The sequence below is a fragment of the Haloferula sp. A504 genome (assembly GCF_044385805.1).
GTDB lineage: Bacteria > Verrucomicrobiota > Verrucomicrobiia > Verrucomicrobiales > Akkermansiaceae > Haloferula.
Map to the genome: position 1 here is coordinate 99463 of NZ_JBISBU010000002.1, position 20993 is coordinate 120455.

A 20993-nucleotide genomic window follows, 5' to 3' on the forward strand; every position below is an offset into this window, starting at 1 on the left:
AAGCCGGAGTCGGCGTGACCGTCAGGGTGGCGATTGCGCCGATCGGATCGCTCCCTGATCCTGAGAGCCCGGTGACCCGACCGTTTCAACCTCCAGGCCAACACTCTCCCCGGCGCGTTGGGGCTCAAGGCGGATGAAGCCGCGGGGCCTGCCCAGCACCGGAATCCTTGCCTCCATCGTGTCGATCCCCTCCTCGGACGAAAGCACGCGCTGCTCAAGCCCTGGATGATCCCAATCGGACAGGTCCTCGCTGGCGCGACAGACCAAATCCATCCCTGACTCGGGCTGGGACAAACGGGTGTATCTGAAGAAAAAGTAGCCTCCTCCCATCCCGCTTCCCAAGACTCCGGTCGAGTCCGGATCGTGGGGATCCGATCCACGCAAATACTCTTCCCAGTTCCTCACCCCGTCACGGTCGGGATCCTCGTTGTCACCCGACACCGACAGGGGTTCCCCGGGGAAATGCTCGGCCCGCCAAGCTTCAAGCGGGAGCATGAAGGTCGCTGTCACGACCTTCGGGCCATCCATCAGGATGGTCGTGGCAGGGGTGGTTTCCGTCGAAGCGCCCGACCATCCGGCGAAGGTCCAGCCCGGAACCGCGGTTGCGGAGAGTGACGCGGTCTCGCCCAGAGGATAGCTGCCGGAATCCGGCACGCCGGACACCGACCCGGCACCGCGGACCAGCACCTGCAGGCCGGCACGAGCCTCGAAATGGGCCTCCACCGATTTGTTCGAATCCATCAGCACCGTGATCTGACTTTCCTGTCCGAGCGCATCGCCACCCCACCCGGCGAAAGTGGCACCCTTGCCCGAGTTGGCAGCGAGTGAGACGGTGGCTCCGGCCGGATAGACACGCTCGGCAAAGTCCCGGTCGACGGATCCTTCGCCGAAAACCTCCAATCGAAGCTCGAAGCCCGCGACCGAAACATCGGGAACCTCGCCGACCCAGATGTTGTTCGAGCGGGTGGTCTCGCGGAGGGCGCGGTCGGGATCCAGTTGCACGACCAAGCGGCTCTCTCCCACGGGTATTCGCCGCGGCAGGCGAAACGCCGTCGTGATCGTGGCCGAGCCGCCGGGGGGCAGCTCCGGCAGGACGACTCGGGACCTCCCCACCGCCCTGTCGTTGCCGTCACCGAAAAAGCGGTCGGTGCTCAACCATCCGGCGACCTCGGTCTCGACCGCGGACTGGGTGACATCCCCCCGGTTCGAAACGTGCAGGACGACCGGAACCACCGTGCCCACGATTGCCGGGATTCCACCCAGCGGATCCACCTCGAGGGCGAGATCCACCTCGGGCCATTCCCTGATCCAGTTCCTTCCGATGAGGAAGAGGCGTCCGCCGACCCGTTCCGCATTGATGAAGTCGGGCTGCAGCGGCTCGATCCTATACCATTCCAGCCCGTCATGCGGTAGGAACCATGTCCCGTCGTTCTGGTTGAACGAGGGGCTGCTCGCAAACGCCATGTAGCCGCCCGCCACTCCGACCACATCGTTGTAGCGATCACTTGAGGTCGAGCCGATCCACCCTTCACCCAGGGATTGCCATTGAAGCCCGTCGCTGGAGTAGAGCGGGGCCTCCCAGGAATCCGTGCCAATGATCAATCTCCCGTGCGCCACCCGGTAGTAGGGATCCCTGGGCAATGAGGAGCCGGGAATCGGGTTCAACTCGCCGCCAACGCCCGCGCTCAGCCAATTCTCCACGTCGGCGGAACTGAACACCGTCCCGAGCGTGGGATCCGCGGCTTGGCCGAAGACGATCCAACGGTCCGCGAAGCGCGTGATGCCCCTCCCGGCGACCAGCGGCGACCCCGGAACCAGCGCCCACTCCACTCCCCCATCGATCGATTGATGGAGCAGGCCGGTTTCGCCGACTGCCAGCCACGTCGTTCCATCGGTCGCCAGATCCACGATCGCCTCGTCTGCAAGAGCCGCAACCTCTTCCCATGAGCGGCCATCCGCACTGCGGAACACCGCGTAGGTATTCAGGTAACCCGACTGCACATAATTCACGGCCGCGAAGAGGGAGGTGCCATCCGACTCGAGACGGTGCACCCAATCATCCGCGTCGAGCCCGGCGATGCCGAAGTCCACCTGCGTCCAATCAGGAAGACCCTCGGCCTCGCCGATCAGGATGCCGCCACGGCCGGCAGCAAAAAAGTTTCCGTCGTGTTCAATCATCGCCATCACGACATCCACTTCCGGCGGGTCGCTCGGCGCCGGCCTCCAGAGCACTCCGTCGGTGGAAGTGAAGTGCTCGGCCGTGGTCGGACTGATGTATCGCAAGGGACCTCCTTCGCCGCCAATCACCGCTGGCTGCCACACGACACCGTCGAGACTGTAGACCAGGCCCACGGAAGAATTGCCGTGGGCAACGTAGCCGTCGCCCGCCCTTGCCACGTTGGCCGCAGGAGCATTCCCCGAGATTTCCTCCCACGAATCGGAATCGAGCGAGGTGAAAAGCCGCCAATCGACGGACAATCCATCGCGCCAGATCCAGTAGCGACCTGCTTCGTAATCCAGATAGAGCGGCTGGTTCTGAAGATACCATGGAATGGGCACGGTCGCCGCAAGGCTCCACGTCGGCTCAATCTCCGAGCGACGAAACAGCTTGCCGTTTCCAAAGCACGCAAGCAGTCCTCGATCGGTTGCCAGCACATCGAACGCCCTGTAATACTCCGTCTCGCTTCCAATCGCCTCGATCGCGCCCCACGCACCGTCCACACCACGAATCGAACACACGGGATGACTGGACCCTCCAGTGGTGTCCTGCCCACACACCACCGGCCGTCCTTCCCACCAAAGGGCTTTCGACCCCGCAGAAAGTCCCTCGACCGTGGCGGTCGACCAACTGACGCCACGATTGGGCGAGCTCCAGATCGTCCCATCGCCTGCCACCGCCACCGCCTCCCAGGCATCGCAGGCCACATCGGCGATGCCGGCCGTGTTCAACTCCGGAATGAGCTGCCAGTTGATCCCGTCAGTCGAACGCGAGACCTCACTGGGCGCTCCATACGCGGATGAGCGGGAAAGCATGATCACAAAGCCGTTGCCTTGGGAAATGGTGTGATTCTTCCGTGCGTCGAAGGCGCGTCCGGAGAGATTCGCCGCGTGCCACGTCACTCCACCGTCCCGGCTGAAGGTCGGCACGTTGCCCTCGGCTCCCGCAAGCAGCAGATTGCGAAACTCGATGACCGGCGCTCCCAAAGTGCGCTGGACCGGATCCACCACCAGCGGTGCCGCCTCGATCGCGGTCGTCCAGACGATTCCCCTGGATGAGCGCCAAATCCCGCCCTGGGGGTCGGCGGCCAGCACGATGCTCCCGATCGAGGTAAGCGTCTCGGGCATGACATACGAGGCCCCGATGCTCTTCCACCAACGGATCCCATCCCGGCTCCACAATGGTTCGGCGTAGCCTGCCGCGAGGAACTGCCCCGCAAACTGAATGATGCGGCCCACCAGCACCGGCTCTCCGGCCAAGGGCGTCCACGAAACGCCGTCTTCCGAAGTGTAGAGCCACTCGCCCCTCGCACCGAGGTAGAACCTTCCGGATTCGTGGCGGAGTGCGAGTGGCGTGTAGGCGTTGACCCACTCGTCCGGTATTGGAGGAATGCTCCCTGCCTCGCTCCACGTGAGCCCGCCGTCCAAGGAACTGAACACGCGCCCGTCCTTCAGGGCAGCCAGGCATCGCTCCGGGGAAGCCTCGATGGCGATCTCATGAGCGACTCCGGTCTCGATTCCGTCGCCGGGGAACCAGTTGTTCCCACCATCCACCGAGTACTCGACCGTGCGGCCGTTCCGGAGCCCGACCCAATGGCCCTCCGCCGTGACTACCATTGAGCTGAGGCTGGATTTGCCATTGGCAACACCCACCTGCCACACGGACCCGTCGGACGAAGCGAAGGCCTGCGCACGGGCACTGGAGTCGCCGCCTGAATTGGAACTGATCAACCATCCATTCGAATCGTGGATCGGGGTCGAAATGGTGCCGAACTGCCAGTTCTGGAACTGCGTCCAGCCGGCTCCATCGCGCGTGACCGCCAGCGCCCCCCCTTCAAACTGCACCACAAGCGCCCGGTCGTTGGCCGCCATGCCGTGAATCCCACGACCGGTCGATGGGATCTCGATCTCGGTCCAGGTCCTGCCATCGACCGACCGGGTCACTTGATTTTCCGTCGCCGCGTAGGCAACCCCACCGAACTCGGTGAGTGCAACCACTGGGGACGGAGTGCCGCCAGTCATCTGATTCGGCAACTCGGGCTCGGTAGCGCTCACCGAAATCTCGTCCGAACCCCACAGCCCATGCTCATCCACGGCCCGCACCACCACGACATGGCCTTCGCTCAGGTGGACCGGGAACTTGAAAAGATAATCCCCTTCCGAAGCACTCCCGATGGAAACCCCGTCCACCAGACACTCCACCTGCAGGGCCGAGCCCTCCGGATCGACCGCCCGACCACTCACCTTCACCGTGCTCCCCTGGAGGTGAATGCTGCGGTCGGGAGGGTAGCTGATCCGCACATCGGGAGCCGAAGTGCCCGGATGCTGGGACCCGGCCTGCACGATCCCGCCGTCCGAGGTGAGGCCCACCAGTTGATCGGCCCCGGTCGCAATGTCGATGAGCATGCCCGGAGTGCGGGCCACGTACCAACCGGCCCCGTCTCCGGAAAAAAGGAGGTGCGTTTTGGTGCCCCAGTTGTTGCTGAGCAGGATGAAGATGGCATCCCCGAACACCTCGGCGTCCTTCACATACCAGGAACCGCTCAGGCCTTCCAGCGTCAGCGGCAGCAATACCGGCAGGGCGCTCCAGTTGGCCCCGTCGATGCTGCTTGAGACCTCAAGGCCTGTGCCGAGGGAGCCATACATGTCGATGGCGTAAAGCGTGCCGTCCTTCACGCAGAGCTTCTGGGCCTTTGCGCCGGAAACTTCCGTCCAATTCACGCCGTCCTCGGATCGGGCGAAGTCCACCTGATACCAACTCGACGATCCTCCCGCGACAAACCAGTGATTTCCAAAACGATGAAGCTTCGAATAGGCCCCGACGTTGGTCGGGAACGGGCCGGTCGTCAGTTCGGCCACCGACCACGGAGAATCCGTGACCTGATAAAAGCCGTAATCCGCCCCTGCTCCAGACTGGCCCAACACCAGCGTTCCTCCGGTCGAGGAGCCCGTCGATACGATGACCTCGGGCAGATCCCCGTCGGGGTGGTCTTCCCGGAAATGCACCGGCGACCAGCCGCGGATCGGCGAATCGGAGCCTTTGCCGAACGCAAAGTAACGGCCATCCAGAAAAGCAGTGGGGCGGAAGGGGTTGACTCCAAGCGAACTCCGTTCGCGCCATGTCACGCCGTCGCCCGAAATCAGCACCGGCACTTCATCGTCGTTCCTGACAAGGTCATCGACACCGGTCGCGATGAACTCGCCGTTCAGGAAGGCAAGACTGACCAGCGGCCTCGTACTGCCGGTGGAGGTCGCAAGCTCCCTGGGGTGGCCCACCCGATGGATCTCTCCATTTCGCGTTCCGTAAACCACCTGGTCTCCGAAGACGATCCCGGCGGTGAAATTCCGGTCACCTTCGGGCAGGAGCACACCCGTTTCGATATCATCCAGTGCAGGACCCCAGCCGTAGCCCTGGGAATCGATCTGCAGCTGAAGCACACCACCGGGAAGCCCGAAGGTCATCGTATTCAAGGGCCACCAACTCGCCGGGGGCCGCTCCTCGAAGGGAAACTCACTCCAGTTGATACCGTCGGGGCTCTGCCAGACAAACCGGGTGTCGCTCACGTAGTACTGGCCACCGAGAAAACAGCCGTTGGACAGGTCGGAGGAGCCCACATCCGGGATATCGGTCACCACCCAACTACCGGAAGAAGCAAGCAGGCAGGTCTGCTCCCACATGCAGACCAGCAAACGGTCGGGCCCGACCGTCATGCGCGTGGCGGTCCTCAGCTCGAAGCCGGTGGGCAGCATGATCCGCGACCAATGGATGCCATCCGTCGATTCAACCACCCAGCCGAGCCCGTATCCTGCTCCGTATTGGACACCGTCCCGCGCCCACCCATAGAGCTTGCCATCGAAGGCGACCATCTGTCGCAGGGCCGCCGGATCGGAGACGTAGTAGCGGGTCACTCCCGTCGTGTCCTGCGGTGCCGTCCAGACAACCCCGTCGCTCGAGGTCGTCATCTTCGCCTCGCCACCCACCGTGCCACTGCAGAACCAGACGCCGCCCAGCCTGGCGAGGCTCGTTCCGCGGAACCCGACCGGCAGCAACCACGGCTGCCAGTTGACCGCGTCGTCGGACACCAGGATCTTCTCGCCGGACACCGCGTAGAGCCTGCCGTCGAATTCGCGGATGTCGGTGATCGAGTCGTTCCGGAAGCCCTCGCGCCGCCACTCCCACCCATCGAGCGGCGACTCGACCACCGAGACCCTCATGTCGGTCGAGGCGCTGCCCGCCGCATTGACCGCCGTGCAGCGGTAGACTCCGGCATCTCCAAGTTCCGCCGAGGAGATGGAAAAACCCGGCGAACCTTCGCCGGCCAGCGGCGACCCATCCTTCTCCCATGAAAACGAAATCGGCAGGGATCCGGAAACCACCGTCGAGAGCCGCACGGGATCCCCGACCAGCACCGCTTGGTTTCCCGAGGTCCGCTCGAACACCGGCGGGGTCAGGATCTCCCGCAATTCCGCCGGTTCGCTTCGGATTTCAGCAACCTGGTTGCTGACCACGACCTCATAGGTGCCGAAGTCGTCGTTGCCCACCGGATCGATCACCAGTGTTCCGGAATTCCCGCCAGGCACCGGCTCGTCGTCCAGCAACCATTGGTAGCGGACATCGCCCCCTGCCAGAGCCACCACGTTGAAGACCACCCGTTCACCCAGCTCGGCTTCGGCATCCTGCGGCTGGCGGGTGATGGAAAGCGTCCCCAACCCGAAACCGTTGAGCACGATCGGGCCCGCAGCGTCACTGCGATAGCTGTCCACCGCGATGTAGTAGTCCGTCCCCCCGACCGCCTCGAACTCCACCTGGCTGGTCCAGTCGAAGGGACTCCGGTCGTCATTGGAGGCGATCTCGGTCAAACCCGAGGCGGGATCGCCCTCGTAGACGGCCAGAACGGAATCGAACGCGCTGCCCAGCGTGCTGATGACGAAGTCGCTGGTCGCGGGAGCGTTCCAGACCCACCAAACCGACATTCCCTGGCCCACGCCGGCGTGCGGAGAGGCCACCTCGAACGGTTCGGCGGTGGCTCCCCGGTTGGTGCCCTCCGTCGCGAACGCATCGCCACTCAGGCGGATCGCTCCAAGCACGTTGTCGTTGCCCGGCATCAACCGGAGCGACACCTTCAGGCGCTGCCCGGCAGGATCACTGCTGTCCACCAGGAAGCGATACTCGACTCCTTGCTCAGTATGGAAACGGATGCTTTGGCGGCTGGCATCGGACCCCGAGTCCCCGCGCACCTCAAGGCCCTCCTTTTCCGCCCCTTCGAATGCGACCAAGCGCAGCGAGCCACGGTCCGCCTCGGCCTCGAAACCGACAAACCCCTCGGCGGGCGCCGTCCAGGCGAACCACAGGCTGCGGTCCCCGGTGCCGGGCAGGGAAAAGTCATCCTCGCCGGGTTCCCGGGTCGCGCCTCCATTGCTGCCGCTCCAGTAGCCGAAGCCGCCGTCGAATCGATAGGCTCCGTCGAAGGCATCGAAGGTGGCACTGCTGCTCGATGCGCCGAGCAGACGATGAAGATTGAGGCGCCCGCCGGTGGCCACCTTTCCATCGAGAACCGGCACGGAATCGACCGACGAATAGAGCCGGTTGATGAGTTCCTCGACGCCCTCACCGGGAAAGTGGGCCTTCGCCAGGGCCAGGGCACCCGCCACGTGCGGTGTGGCCATGGATGTGCCGTTCAGGCTCCGGTAGCTACTGTCGGATCCGATGTAGGATGACCAGATCCCGCTTCCGGGAGCGGCAAGGTCGACCGAGTAGCGCCCGAAACAGGAGAAGTGGGACAACTCGTCGTAGGCGGTCGTAGAAGCGACCGCCACCACGTTCGTCAGGTCGTAGCTCGACGGATAGTGCGGCCGGGAATCGTTGTCTGAAGCGCTGTTGCCGGCGGCCGCGACGAAGGGGATGCCGGCTTCGCCGCAGGCCTCGATCGCGTTGGCGAGGGACTGGCTGTAGCCACCGCCCCCCCAGCTCGCACTGATGATGTCCGCGCCGTTGAGCCGGGCATAGTTGACCACGCGGATCGCATCCGACGTGGTGCCTCCACCTTGCCCGAGGAAGCGAAGCGCCATCAGTTGGATGTTCCATGCGACACCGGCGCTTCCGATGCCATTGTTGCCGCGGGCTCCAATCGTTCCGGCGCAGTGCGTCCCGTGCCCCCCGAAGTCCATCGGGTCGTCATCGTCATCATAGGCATCGAAGCCATACACGCCCCCCGGACCGGTCCACATGTTGGGAGCCAGATCCTCATGATGATACTGGATGCCGGTGTCCGTCACCGCGACCACCACTGAGGAGGCATCGTGGCGCAGGTCCCATGCCTCAGGTGCATCGATGTCGGCATCAATCACCGATCCAGCCTCTGAACCCGGATTGTTCAGGCCCCACAACTGGCCCGAAGCGAAGAGCGGATCGTTCGGCTGGAGACAGGGAAAGACAAGGTAGTCCGGTTCGGCGAAATCGATGAACTCTTCGAGGGCCTCCAGGGCCAGAAGCGCCTCGGGCAGACTCTCGATTCGGGTGAAATCAGAAACCTCAAGAATCACCGGACCATCCGTCAACTTATCACGAAGCCCGAACCCGGCACCCCGGAGGACTGCCTGAAACCGCTCCTGGTTCACTCCCGGATCCGGTTCAACGATCAAGTGATCGGCGACCGACGCCTTCACCAACCGGACACTTCGTTCCCCACTCTGAGGGTCGATCACTTCCTCCTCTTCGAGCCGGAGCATCGGATACTTGAAGTCGGCCTCAACGATCCGGGTCCGTCGCCTCGACGGCTTGCCTTCAACATCCCTCCAAGCCACCGCGATCTCCCCACGAATGACATCTGCCAGCGGGTGGCCCACGAGAGGGAGGACCATCCCGTCCGTCGGGCCGGAGTCCGGGAGGGGCTGCCTGCGCAACCCGGCGACATCCTCCGCTCGATCAGGATTCTCTGCTTTCATCCGCGTCTTCTCCACGGATACGGGAAGAGCTGCCGGTGACGTCGCCTCGAGGTTGGCGACCTCCACTCGATGTTGAATCAACAGGCCGACCAGCAGCCCCAATATGAGAACTACAGAGGCGGCAGTGAGGAGCTTCCTTTTCATGGATTCCGGCAATGGTGGAGATTAAGGAAGACCCTACGGTGACAACCACGGAACCCTACGCGTTTCCTGCCAATTCCTGTGCAACGGGGGCCCTACCTCGGACCGGATGTGAAAGCAAGCAGGAGGCTCCATCGTCTCAACAAAGGCCCGAAGCCTCTTGGCAATGCCCGGACATCACACCAAGATCCACCCCAAGCCCATGATCCGCACCTTGCTCTTTCTTCTCATCTTCGTCGCGCCACTCCGCGCCGAGAAGCCGATGAACGTCGTCCTGCTCTTTGCCGACGACTGGCGCCACGACACGCTCGGCGTCGCCGGCAACCCCGTCGTCCGGACGCCCCACCTCGACCGGCTCGCCGGCCAGGGGATCCGCTTCACCTCGAACTGCGTGACCACCTCGATCTGCGGGGTCAGCCGCGCCAGCCTCTACACCGGCCAGTGGATGGCGCGCCACGGATGCCGCGGTTTCACGATGTTCAAGACACCGTGGGAGGAGACCTACCCGGCCATCTTCCGGAAGAACGGCTACCACATCGGCCACGTCGGCAAGTGGCACAACAAGCCATTCCCCAAGAACGCCTACGACTTCGCCACCGTCTACCACGGCAGGCACTGGTACAAGCTCGAGGACGGACGCCGCGTCCACGTGACCCAGCGCAACGAGGAGGACGCGCTCGAGTTCCTGCGCACCCGCCCCAAGGACAAGCCCTTCCTGCTCAACGTCTGCTTCTTCGCCACCCATGCCGAGGACGGCCACAAGGATCAGTTCCTCCCCCAGCCGCAGAGCATGAAACTCTATCAGGACGTCACCGTTCCCGTGCCGCCGAACGCGACGCAGGAATCGTGGGAGCGCCTGCCGGATTTCTTCGACGAGGAAAACGAGGGCCGCAACCGCTGGCATTGGCGCTTCGACACGCCGGAGAAATACCAGCGGATGATGAAGAACTACTACCGCCTCGCGACCGAGGTCGACGCCACCTGCGGCAAGGTGATCGCCGAACTTGAGAAGCAGGGCGTGCTCGACAACACGCTGGTCGTCTTCACCACCGACAACGGCTACTACCACGCCGAGCACGGGCTGGCCGACAAGTGGTACCCGCACCAGGAAAGCATCCGCGTGCCGCTCATCATCCGCGACCCCCGCATGCCGAAAGCGAAGCACGGCACGACGAACGACGCGTTCACCCTCAACGTCGACCTCGCCCCGACCTTCCTCGCCGCCGTCGGCCTGCCGGTGCCGAAGGGCATGCAGGGGAAAAACCTCGCCCCGCTCTACCTCGCGGAGAAGGCCCCCGAATGGCGCGACGAGTTCTTCTACGAGCACCCGACCCTGCGCGACGCCGACTTCATCCCCGCCTCCGAGGCACTGGTCCGCAAGGACTGGAAATACTTCTACTGGCCCGAGGCCGACCTCGAACAGCTCTTCAACCTCACGGCCGATCCGCGCGAGGAAAACGACCTCGCCGACGATCCGCAGCACGCCGACCAGCTCACGGAGATGAGGGAGCGCTTCCGCGAGCTGAAGGCGGCGGCGAAGTGAGTGCGTGACCGGGCCTTCCAGGCCCGTTGTCCCAAATCGATGGGTGTGGCCCCGGGCCTGGAAGACCCGGCCACGGCTCCCGCAGGCCGTCGCGCAAAAGGAACCGATGGAGCCGGCAGGCGATCCACCCTGCCGACCCGTTCATCAACCCATCTCGATCGGATGCCGCAGGGGCACGCGGACCTCGAATTCCTTGAGATACTCGCCGCTGTCGTGCTGACGGCGCCTGGCCACGATCTCTCGGGACCCTTCCGTGAACTCCAGAACGTAAGACTGGCTCGCCTTGGTGTTGTAGGCGTGGCTCACCGAGGCGATGTTGATGTAGGTGGTGCCGTCCTTCCGCGCGATCCGGGTCTTGTTGTAGGGGCTGTGGTGCTCGTGGCCGCACATCCACAGATCGATCTTCGACTTGCCAATGATCTCCGCCAGACGCTCGCTCGGCCGGATGTGGCGTTGCGGATGGTCCGACTTGTGGATCGTATCCCGGACGAGTTGATGCGAACACACGATCACCGTTTTGTCCGCATGGGCGGCGAGTTCCGCCTCCAGCCAGTCGCAGGTTTCCTTCGATAGATCGCCGGGGACCCCGGGCTTCTCATCGGAGAGCATGAACCAGGCGACATTGCCGTCGATCACCCGGTAGGGGTCACGGCTGCGGATCAGCTCGTCGTAGGCCTCGGCCTTGCCGCGATGATACTCGTGATTGCCGGCCAGCTCGTGCCACGCCCCGACCCCGCTGTCCTTGCGGGCGGCAAGGAAGCTCTTCAGTTCCTCCTCGGTGCCGTTCTGGGTCAGGTCGCCGAGGAAGAACGCGTGGTCGACCGGAGTGCCCTGCATGTCCTGGCACGCCTTGGCCAGCCATTCGGCACCATCCAACCCGTCCTCGACCCGCCCGGCGTGGGCGTCGGAAAGCACCCACGCCAAGCGGACCTTGCCCCTTCCGTCGGCTGCCGCCTCCAGCCGGCGGGTGCCGATGCCGGCTCCTGCCAGACCTGCGACAGTCTGCTTGAGAAATGAACGACGGGTTCTCATCGTAAATCGGGAATCGGCAGGGCTGTTTCTGGAATCTGGCATGGTCTGTATTCGTTGAATGGCTGGGTTCAATCGGTGAGTTCCTGCAACTCGCGATGCTTGGTGCGCATCGCCTCACGGATGCGGATGGCTGGCGAAAGGGACGACCAGGCACGCTCCGCTTCTTCAATGGCGTGGCGGGCGCGGACTTCGTCGTGTCCTAGCCACAATCGCGCCTCGTCGACATATGTTGTGAAGGCCAGTCCCGGCACCTTGTCGCGCAGCTCGGCATAGAGCCTCGCCGCACCGGGACGGTCGCCGACTTTCGCCAACCAGACCGCCTGTCGCTGGAGCAATACCGGAAAGTCCCCGACCGCTCCTCTGGCAGCGGAGAAGGCGGCCGCGACATCCGCCGCTTCGCCATGGGTTTCGAGCAACTGGATGAGGCGAAGGTGATCCCGCAGCGAGGGTTCGGGAGCCTGCTTGAGCACCTCCCGGGCATCCCTGATGGCCTCGGCATTCCGGCCGAGAGCCTCAAGGATCTGTCCACGCAACGAGAGCCCGGCGAGCGACTGCGGCTCCTTGACGAGAAGCTGTTCGATCGCCTCGAGTGCGGACTCCGGCTTCTCCAGGGCGAGCTGGATACGGGCTTCGAGCAACCAACGATCACCACAACCGGGGTCGATTCTGCCGACGGCATGCAGGTCCTCCAGAGCCTTGTCATGATCACCGTGCTCGTGATGCAAGCGCGCGCGCTGGAGGAGAAGCGATACGTCCTGAGGCGACTTCGCGAGCCCCTCCTCCACCGCCGCAAGCCGCTCATGCACGCTGCCGTGTCCCGAAACAGATGTGGGCCACAAAGCCACAAGAAGCAGGACGAGGAAATGGCAGGGACGGAGCATGGTGGGTTCCAAACTGGCCCCCGGCTTCAATTCTGCGTGCCCCTCAGTCGACCAAACAACCTGCCATCGACGGCGTTGCCCGCCGGGATGGTCGCGGTGATATCGTCTGGCGCGCTGCCGTTCTCCTCGATGGTGTAGGTCACCCCTCCGACCGTGTCGCTGGCCGCCGGGACGGTGGACGTGTGATTGTCCGTATCAAACAGGTCGTTGCTGAAGTCCACTGCGAGGGCAGCCTCGCCTTCCGAGTCATCTTCGCGGGTGAAGGTGAAGGTCAGCCCGGTAGTGGAATCGCCGGTGAAACCGAGCAGGTCGGCAAGGGAGTCGAAGCCGAGAGGGTCGCCACCGAGAATCCACTCGAGGCCGTTTCCGAAAGGATCGCCGTCCGGATTCCCGTCAAAAGTCGCGTCGGCCCCGGCATCAATGTTGGTGATGTTGGTGGTGGCCCATTCATCAAACGGCGGAGACGTCACCGAGCTGAGCGGACTTCCGGGGTTGCTGTAGAGGTAGGCAACGTCATCCGTCGAAAGAGCCTCATCGTAGACCTGCACGTCGTCCAGGGCACCGGTTGCGGATCCGGGACCGCTCTTGGTCGGAGTCCAGACCTGGGCCACGACCGCGAGATTCGACAACCTGGCGATCGTCCCGCCCCCACCGGCACCCACGGGGCCAGGGGAGTGACGGACCATGAGCTCATGGAGTCAGGGTCGCCGTTTCCGCTCCACGGACACCGTAATAGAGCCAGAGACACCCCTGGAAGGCATGCATTTTGTTCCGCGGAACAAGCCGCCCACTCCCCGGTTTTTGGGTTTTCCGGGGGTGGGCGGCGCATCCACCCAAGCGAATGGAATGCCCCTCCGCGCCTCCACTCCCTCGCCACTGCCCCGCTCCATCATTTCGGCTAATCCACGTTTTTTTATTGGATTGGCATATTCAAGTCCTATGCTTGACGGCCCATGAAGATTGAGCGGGATCTGGCCCGAGAGTTGACGGAGGCTGCGGCGCGCCTGCCGATCGTCACGGTGGTGGGTCCGCGCCAGGCCGGGAAGACGACTCTGGTGAAGGCGGTTTTTCCGGACCGGACCTACCGCACGCTGGAGGATCCGGACGTGCGTGCGTTTGCGGTGGAGGATCCCCGGGGGTTTCTCAAGGAGGTCGAGGATGGAGCGGTGCTGGACGAGATCCAACGCGTGCCGGAGCTGATGTCCTATCTGCAGGGGATGGTCGATGCCGACCCGACGCCGGGCCGGTTCATCCTGACCGGCTCGCAGCATTTCCTGATGATGGAAAAGGTGAGCCAATCGCTCGCGGGCCGCACCGGGATCCTGACGCTGCTGCCGCTGAGCGTGCGCGAGCTGGCCCGGTCGGGCGTCCGGGACCCGGGCACCGATGAACTCATGCAGCGCGGCTTCTATCCCCGGCTCCACGAACGCCCGCTGGATCCCTATCCGGTGTTGCGCGACTACTTTGCGACCTACGTCGATCGCGACGTGCGACAGTTGCTGAAGGTCCACGACCTGATGGCCTTCGAGCGTTTCATGCGCCTGTGTGCCGGTCGCGTCGGCCAACTTCTCAACCTCAGCTCGCTGGCCGTCGATGCGGGGATTTCCGCCACCACCGCCCGCGAGTGGATCGGGCTGCTCGAGACCAGCTTCGTGCTCTTCCGCTTGCCGCCGTGGCACGCCAACATCGGCAAGCGGCTGATCAAGACACCCAAGCTCTACTTTCACGACGTGGGCCTGGCCACCTGGCTGTGCGGCATCGAGGAGGCGGGTCAGCTTGCAAGCCACCCGCTGCGCGGCGCGTTTTTCGAAAACATGGCGATCGGCGAGTTGCTCAAGTCGCGCACCAACCGCGGGCGCGACCACCGCCTGCTCTTCTTCCGTGATCGGGCCGGGCACGAGGTGGACGCATTGCTGCCGTCCGGCCCCCGGCTGCTGCCGGTCGAGATCAAGTCGGGCCGCACCCTTCGCGGCGAGTGGTTCGCGGGCTGCGCCGGCCTGGACGCGCTTGCGGGCGATTTCCTGCCCACCGGCGTGGTGATCTACGGGGGCGATGAGATCCAGCGCCGCAGCTCCGGAACGGCCTGCGGACTCTGGCAGCTCGACGAAGTCCTCCACGAAACTCTCGGTGCCTGAATGCGTAATCACACTCTGAAACCGTGGCGGCACAATCGCAAAGCCATGAAACCGATCCCATGAAAGCCATCATCATCCCATCCCTCATCGCCGCCCTCGCACTCCCGCCGCTCGCGGCCGAACCCATTCAGGTCTTCATCCTCGCCGGTGACGAATGCGTGTTGGAAGAGGGCGTGGTCGCGGCCGACGACAAGCCGGGGACGCTCGAAAAGGTCGTCGCTTCGAATCCGGATTACGCCTTCCTGAAGAAGGATGGCGAGTGGATCACGCGCGACGACGTGTTCGTTTACGACGCCCATCCGATCCACAACAACACCGAGGCCCCCGCCCGGCCGCTGCGGGTCGTGACCGATTTCCAAAAGGGCGGCGAGAAGGGCCCGCGGATGGGAGTCGACCTGATGCTGGGTCACACGCTCGGTGAGGCCATCGAGGAGCCGGTGATGATCTTGCGCTTCGCGACGCGGCACCCCACTTGGTTCAAGCGCGGCTCGCGCGACCTTTCCCACGACTTCCGTCCGCCCTCCAGCGGCGGTGGCAATGATCTCGACGGAAGCTGGGACGTGATCCACTTCAACTTCGGCGTCTGGGACGCGACCTACCGCGAGGCCTCGTCGAAGTATTTCTCCGGCGTCAACACGACCTCGCCCGAGGACTTCGAAAAGAACCTGCGCACGCTGGTGGCGAAGATGAAGAAGACCGGAGCGACGCTCATCTGGGGCAGTGTCACCCCGGTCTGGGAAGGTGAGGAGGGCAAGCCCAACGGCGACGAGGATGCCTACAACCGGGTGGCGGAGAAGGTGATGAAGGAGAACGGGGTCATCATCAACGACCTCAACGCCGAGACGCGGCGCCAGGGCAAGGGAACCGGAAAGAACGTCCACAACGTCGGCAATCTCGCGCCAAAGGTGACCGAGACCGTGCTCGCCGCGCTCGAGGCGCGCGAGAACCCGACCCAGCCGCTGCCGCGCGTCCTCTTCATCGGCGACTCGATCACCGGCACCTACTGGAAGGCGGTCGAGCAGAACCTCGACGGCAAGGCGGTCGTCTTCAAGAACCCCGGCAACGGGGAGGACACCTGGAACGGGCTCGACCGGATGGACGAATGGCTCGAACTCGATCGCTACCTGCTCAACGGCCAGGCCTACCTCGAACTGGTCGATGCGGTGAAGAAGGCCCTCGGCGAGGAGCTGGAGCGGGTCTTCCCGGGAGACGTCAGCCAGGGTGCCGAGCTGGCCGGGCTGGTGTGGTTCCAAGGCATGGAAGACGGCGGATGGGAATCCAAAGCCACCGAATACGAGACCCACCTTGCCAACCTCATCCGCGACCTGCGCAAGGATCTCGACGCCCCGGAACTCCCGGTCGTCGTCGGCGCCCTGGCCCGCAGCGACGGCAACATGACCCCCAACCAGCAGAAGGTCTTCGACGCCCAGATGGCGGTCGGCGACCCGGAAAAACATCCGGAGTTCAAGGGCACGGTGCAAAGCATCGACACCCGCCCGATGTGCCGTCCGGCCAAGGAGTCTCCCGGCGGCCGCGACCGCTACAAGGGCCACGCCGCATCCTACCTGGAGATCGGAAAAGCGATGGGCGAGGCGATGGTGGAGTTGCTCAAGCAAGAGCGTTGAGCCCCTGACGCAGAGTGATCAGGCTAGGGGAAGAGGTTGCTTGATGGGGAGGATTAAAAGGATCGAGAGGATGAAATTCGATGTCTGAACCTCCCATAGCCACGGGTTTCACTGACAACAGAGAGAAAAAGAGTCCAAAGCATCCCATTCATCCTGACCATCAAGTCCATCATGCACCCGAATTCCCAGCGCTCCGCTCGATTCACTCCCTGGGTTGATCGCCCTGGTCCTTGACGCCGGCATCCATGGCGCTATTGTTGGTCAACAGACCAACATTTATGGAAACCATCTCCCTGCACGAAGCCAAAGCGAGGCTGTCGAGCCTCGTTTCCGAAGTGGAAAAGAGCGGAGCTAAGATCGTCATTTCCCGCTATGGGAAACCGGTTGCCGAAATCTCCCCGATCCGGAAGCGGAAGCGGACCCAGATCGACTCGAAGCTTTCAAAGGTCACGGTAAGCGGCGACCTTACCGCGCCAACGAGCGACGAGTGGGACGATGTCTGACAACCTGCTGCTCGACACCTGCGCATTGATCTGGCTCGCCACCGGCAGCCGCAAACTGAGCGCGGACGCCAAGAAGCGCATCAATGCCGCTCCTCAGGTATTCGTGTCCGCAATCACCGCTTGGGAGATCAGCCTGAAAAGCGAGCGCGGCGACCTCACACTTCCCGAAGAGATGGAGCAATGGTTCCCGAAGGTTCTGCTTCAGCACGATCTGGTTCTCGCCGACCTCACTCCTGAAATCCTCATCGCCGCCAACCGTCTCCCCTGGCATCATCGCGACCCAGCCGACCGCTTCATCCTCGCCACCGCCCAGCTACGAAGGCTGACCATCGTGACCGGAGACAAACGCTTCAAAGCCTACGCCATCCCCGTGGTCGGGTGATGCTCCAACCATTCGTGCGAATTCGTGTCCATTCGTGGTTCATATCTTTCCAAACATGTGAGCATGATCCGCCACTCCATCATCGCCCTCACGCTGGCCGCGGCCGTTCATGCCACGCCGCCGAACATCATCCTCATCATGGCCGACGACCTCGGCTACGGAGACCTGGGCTGCTACGGCCAGAAGGCGATCGAGACGCCGCGCCTCGACCGGATGGCGGCGGAGGGGAGAAAGTTCACCCAGTTCTACGCCGGCTCGACCGTCTGCGCCCCCTCGCGCAGCGTGCTGATGACCGGACTTCACACCGGCCACACGACCGTGCGCGGCAACGCCTCGAAGCACGCCGGCGTGAAGGGCCTCGGTGGCGCCACGGGACGTGTGCCCTTGAACGACGAGGACGTCACCATCGCCGAGGTCCTCAAGCAGGCCGGCTACGTCACCGGCATGACCGGCAAGTGGGGCCTCGGTGAACCGGGGACCAGCGGCGAGCCGAATGCCCAGGGCTTCGACGAGTGGTTCGGCTTCCTCAACCAGCGCCGCGCCCACAACCACTACCCGGACTACCTGTGGAAAAACCGCGAACGCGTCCCGATGCCGGAAAACGAAAAAGCCGAGAAGAACTACAGCCACGACCGCTTCACCGACTTCGCCCTCGACTTCGTGCGCCGCCATCGGGACCAACCGTTTTTCCTCTACCTCCCCTACTGCGTGCCGCACGACCACTACCAGCTGCCTCCCGACGACCTCCGCTACATGGACCGGGATTGGACGAAGGACGAGAAATCCCATGCCGAGATGGTCACGCGCCTCGACCGCGATGTCGGGCGCCTTCTCGATCTGCTGGACGAGCTCAAGCTCAGCGAAAGGACGGTCGTCTTCTTCTGCTCGGACAACGGCGCGGCCCGCCGCTGGGAGGGCCGCTTCGACAGTTCGGGCGAATTGCGCGGCCGCAAGCGCGACCTCACCGAAGGCGGGTTGCGCAGCCCGATGATCGTGCGCTGGCCGGGCACCGTGCCCGCAGCGACGGTCAGCACCGCTCCTTGGTGGGCCGCCGACATCCTGCCGACCTGTGCCACCCTGGCCGACGTGGATTCCCCCGCCGGCCTGGATGGCGCAAGTGTGGTCCCCCTCCTCACCTGCGGTGGCAATGCATTGGGAGAGCGCTCATTCTACTGGGAATTCCACGAGCGCGGTTTCCAGCAGGCCGCCCGCATCGGTGACTGGAAGGCCATCGTTCACGGCCCCGGCAAGCCGCTCGAACTCTACCACCTCGCCGAAGACCCCGGCGAAACCAAAAACCTCGCCGCCACACACCCCGCCGAGGGCGGGCGCTTGCGGGACTTCATCGAGGGCGCCCGCACCGAATCCAAGGCATGGCCACAGAAGCCCGGCTCCCGATAGCGGGCCTCCGATGACGGAAGCCCTCCAGCATGGAGCGCCGGACAACGCCGGTCCCGTTCATGCGGGACCGACTTTCGAAACCGTGGGGCCACCCCCCGCCGTCCACCTGCCTTGACCCGAAGCCCCGGTCTGCGAGGATTGCAGGCGTGCTGAAAATTCTTCCCTGCCTCCTCGCCGCCCTTGTCGCTGTCGCCGTCCCGGCATTGGGAAAGCCGCCCCAGCCACAGGACCAACCCCAGGTCTACCTCCTCATCGGTCAGTCGAACATGGCCGGGCGGGCGAAAATGGAGCAGGCGGACACCGAGCCGATCGAGCGCTGCTTCCTGCTCAACGCTGACGACGCGTGGGAGCCGGCGGCCAACCCCCTGAACCGCCATTCGACCATCCGCAAGGGCCTCGGGATGCAGAAGATCGGCCCGGGCGCCAGTTTCGCCCAAGCCATGGCCGAGAAAAACCCCGAGATCACGATCGGCCTCGTGGTCAACGCCAAGGGCGGCACCAAGATCGGGCAGTGGAAGCGCGGGACGAAATTCTACACCGAGGCGGTCCGGCGCACCCAGGCCGCCCGAAAAAACGGGACACTCAAGGGCATCGTCTGGCATCAGGGTGAAAGTGACGGAGGCGCTCCGGAAGGCTACCTCGACGCGCTCGCCCAACTGATCGCCGACCTGCGCGAGGATCTCGGCGTCGCGGACCTGCCCTTCGTCGCCGGACAGGTGAAGGACCTACCGGCCATCAACGACCAGATCGCCAAGCTCCCCGACACGGTCGAGCACACCGCCTTCATTTCATCCGAAGGGCTGAAGACCACCGACCGCTGGCACTTCGATGCCCCGAGCGTCCGCCTGATGGGTGAGCGCTACGCCGAGGCGATGATCCGATTGCAGAAGGCCAAACGGTGAATCCGATGGAGACGGAAAAGCGTTTCGCTGGGGGGGGCGCGAAAGCTTGAAGGGGCGTCCGGCAGGATGCCGAACGCTGCCGGCGAGACGCCGGCGCTCCCCGCTTTCCGACAGCCCTGTCACCCCCCGTTCGCCGCCTTGTCGCGGGCCACGGCCTTCTCCCGGATCGCCTTCTTGATGTTCTCAAGGCGCTTCGGCCATTTGAAGGTGGGCGCCTTGGAAGGATCGTAGCCCTCGAGATGTCCGTGCAACCGGGTCACCGGCTTGGTGTAGCTGAACTCGGTGTCCCGGAAAACCTCGCGACAGATCGCCGCCAGAGCGGGGTCGTATTCGAGCAACTCCTTGCGGGTGTTCACATGGTTATGGTCGTGATCGTTCTCGCGATTGTCGTCGAACCACGACTGCACGCCCTCGGCAAAATACTCGAAGTGGTTCACCGCCGCATACTTCCCCTTCCACAGGCCCGCCTTCATCGCCTTGTCGTAGGTTTCCTTGAGCCGACGGTCGAAGGTCGGATCGACGTTGACCAGGCCACGCAGGTGGATGTTGTGGGCAAACTCGTGGATGAGAATGTTTTCCGCGGCGTAGGGATCGCCCTCGTAGCCGAGCAGGTTCTCCTCACCACAGGTGCAGTAGGGATCGGTCCGACTGCCGCCGGTGCCCCGGGCCCGGGCATCCCAGAAATCCTTTCCGGAAAAGTCCTCGAAGCCGTGCATCGGCTCCGCCCCCATCCGCACGAACTCGGGGAGGTCGGTGGTGTATTCATCATGGGCCATGATGCACAGCCGCGCACCACTCAGGATCATGGCCTCCAGCACGTCGGGGCGCTTGGCCAGCATCAGGTCGGCAAGGTAGGCCGCCTCTTTCAACGCGTAGGGGTTCACCTTTTCCGAGGCCACGATCGGGAAGCCGCGCATCCGGACCACCTGCGTGTAGAACTCCGGGATGCCCTCGGTGCCGGGCGGATCGAAGCGGAAACCCTGAACGGGGACCTTGGCCGCAACCCGCATCTCCTTGCCGCCGGCCCCGCGAACCACGAACTCGTGACCGAGGGTCGTCCCGATGATCCGGCTCTCCCCGGCCGGAACGAGACCGTTGGAGACCCGCTTCCCTTCCGACTCGAGCCAGAAGATCTCCATCTCCCGGTCGCTGCCGTTGAGGAACTGCAGCTGCGGACGTCCGGCTGCTGGACAGGCTGCCGAGAGAATCCAGATCGCAAGCAATACACGAAGCATGCTCCCGCTACTCGACTGACCACGCCAACCTTGCAGACGAGCGGCATTGTC

The 20993-nt window shown here is 64.0% G+C and carries 12 protein-coding genes; 7 read left to right on the forward strand and 5 right to left on the reverse strand.

The features are described 5' to 3' along the window. Nucleotides 1–21 precede the first annotated feature (21 nt). Entirely contained in the window at nucleotides 22–9306 is a 9285-nt protein-coding gene (locus tag ACG2LG_RS01395) for a S8 family serine peptidase (protein WP_396255677.1), read from the reverse strand. A 199-nt stretch (nucleotides 9307–9505) separates the two neighbouring features. On the opposite strand from ACG2LG_RS01395, the gene ACG2LG_RS01400 reads away from it, so the two are divergent. Beyond that, entirely contained in the window at nucleotides 9506–10846 is a 1341-nt protein-coding gene (locus tag ACG2LG_RS01400) for a sulfatase (protein ID WP_396255678.1), read from the forward strand. 144 nt (nucleotides 10847–10990) lie between these two features. Here ACG2LG_RS01400 and ACG2LG_RS01405 read toward each other — a convergent pair whose 3' ends face one another. The 3 genes from ACG2LG_RS01405 to ACG2LG_RS01415 all read right to left on the reverse strand — a co-directional run bounded on the left by ACG2LG_RS01405 (nucleotide 10991) and on the right by ACG2LG_RS01415 (nucleotide 13445). Beyond that, nucleotides 10991–11878 (reverse strand): metallophosphoesterase family protein, encoded by an 888-nt coding sequence (locus ACG2LG_RS01405; RefSeq protein ID WP_396255680.1) that lies wholly within the window; start codon nucleotides 11876–11878, stop codon nucleotides 10991–10993. Nucleotides 11879–11946: 68 nt separating this feature from the next. Beyond that, nucleotides 11947–12759, reverse strand: coding sequence for a tetratricopeptide repeat protein (locus ACG2LG_RS01410; protein ID WP_396255681.1), 813 nt, complete (start codon nucleotides 12757–12759; stop codon nucleotides 11947–11949). A 26-nt stretch (nucleotides 12760–12785) separates the two neighbouring features. Further along, nucleotides 12786–13445 (reverse strand): hypothetical protein, encoded by a 660-nt coding sequence (locus ACG2LG_RS01415; RefSeq protein ID WP_396255682.1) that lies wholly within the window; start codon nucleotides 13443–13445, stop codon nucleotides 12786–12788. Nucleotides 13446–13712: 267 nt separating this feature from the next. On the opposite strand from ACG2LG_RS01415, the gene ACG2LG_RS01420 reads away from it, so the two are divergent. From ACG2LG_RS01420 to ACG2LG_RS01445, 6 genes are all read left to right on the forward strand, one after another. Next, nucleotides 13713–14894, forward strand: coding sequence for an ATP-binding protein (locus tag ACG2LG_RS01420; RefSeq protein ID WP_396255683.1), 1182 nt, complete (start codon nucleotides 13713–13715; stop codon nucleotides 14892–14894). 59 nt (nucleotides 14895–14953) lie between these two features. After that, nucleotides 14954–16519 (forward strand): sialate O-acetylesterase, encoded by a 1566-nt coding sequence (locus ACG2LG_RS01425; protein WP_396255684.1) that lies wholly within the window; start codon nucleotides 14954–14956, stop codon nucleotides 16517–16519. A 245-nt stretch (nucleotides 16520–16764) separates the two neighbouring features. Next, on the forward strand, nucleotides 16765–17022 hold the full coding sequence (locus tag ACG2LG_RS01430) for a type II toxin-antitoxin system Phd/YefM family antitoxin (RefSeq protein WP_396255685.1): 258 nt from the start codon (nucleotides 16765–16767) through the stop codon (nucleotides 17020–17022). Next, nucleotides 17015–17404 (forward strand): type II toxin-antitoxin system VapC family toxin, encoded by a 390-nt coding sequence (locus ACG2LG_RS01435; RefSeq protein ID WP_396255686.1) that lies wholly within the window; start codon nucleotides 17015–17017, stop codon nucleotides 17402–17404. The genes ACG2LG_RS01430 and ACG2LG_RS01435 overlap by 8 nt, the downstream gene beginning before the upstream one ends. 63 nt (nucleotides 17405–17467) lie before the next feature. Then, the gene (locus ACG2LG_RS01440) at nucleotides 17468–18805 is read left to right on the forward strand and encodes an arylsulfatase (RefSeq protein ID WP_396255687.1); all 1338 of its coding nucleotides are present in this window, start codon (nucleotides 17468–17470) and stop codon (nucleotides 18803–18805) included. Nucleotides 18806–18951: 146 nt separating this feature from the next. Beyond that, nucleotides 18952–19707: a sialate O-acetylesterase gene (locus ACG2LG_RS01445; protein ID WP_396255688.1), complete on the forward strand. Its 756-nt coding sequence runs from the start codon at nucleotides 18952–18954 to the stop codon at nucleotides 19705–19707. A 119-nt stretch (nucleotides 19708–19826) separates the two neighbouring features. Here ACG2LG_RS01445 and ACG2LG_RS01450 read toward each other — a convergent pair whose 3' ends face one another. Next, nucleotides 19827–20942: a hypothetical protein gene (locus ACG2LG_RS01450; protein WP_396255689.1), complete on the reverse strand. Its 1116-nt coding sequence runs from the start codon at nucleotides 20940–20942 to the stop codon at nucleotides 19827–19829. Between the last annotated feature and the right edge of the window lie 51 nt (nucleotides 20943–20993).

Excerpts from the sequence above, each read along its gene's own strand:
- ACG2LG_RS01430 (WP_396255685.1), top strand. The coding sequence starts at position 16,765 with ATGGCGCTATTGTTGGTCAACAGACCAACATTTATGGAAACCATCTCC.
- ACG2LG_RS01440 (WP_396255687.1), top strand. The coding sequence starts at position 17,468 with ATGATCCGCCACTCCATCATCGCCCTCACGCTGGCCGCGGCCGTTCAT.
- ACG2LG_RS01435 (WP_396255686.1), top strand. The coding sequence starts at position 17,015 with ATGTCTGACAACCTGCTGCTCGACACCTGCGCATTGATCTGGCTCGCC.
- ACG2LG_RS01425 (WP_396255684.1), top strand. The coding sequence starts at position 14,954 with ATGAAAGCCATCATCATCCCATCCCTCATCGCCGCCCTCGCACTCCCG.
- ACG2LG_RS01450 (WP_396255689.1), bottom strand. The coding sequence starts at position 20,942 with ATGCTTCGTGTATTGCTTGCGATCTGGATTCTCTCGGCAGCCTGTCCA.
- ACG2LG_RS01415 (WP_396255682.1), bottom strand. The coding sequence starts at position 13,445 with ATGGTCCGTCACTCCCCTGGCCCCGTGGGTGCCGGTGGGGGCGGGACG.
- ACG2LG_RS01395 (WP_396255677.1), bottom strand. The coding sequence starts at position 9,306 with ATGAAAAGGAAGCTCCTCACTGCCGCCTCTGTAGTTCTCATATTGGGG.
- ACG2LG_RS01410 (WP_396255681.1), bottom strand. The coding sequence starts at position 12,759 with ATGCTCCGTCCCTGCCATTTCCTCGTCCTGCTTCTTGTGGCTTTGTGG.
- ACG2LG_RS01400 (WP_396255678.1), top strand. The coding sequence starts at position 9,506 with ATGATCCGCACCTTGCTCTTTCTTCTCATCTTCGTCGCGCCACTCCGC.
- ACG2LG_RS01420 (WP_396255683.1), top strand. The coding sequence starts at position 13,713 with ATGAAGATTGAGCGGGATCTGGCCCGAGAGTTGACGGAGGCTGCGGCG.
- ACG2LG_RS01405 (WP_396255680.1), bottom strand. The coding sequence starts at position 11,878 with ATGAGAACCCGTCGTTCATTTCTCAAGCAGACTGTCGCAGGTCTGGCA.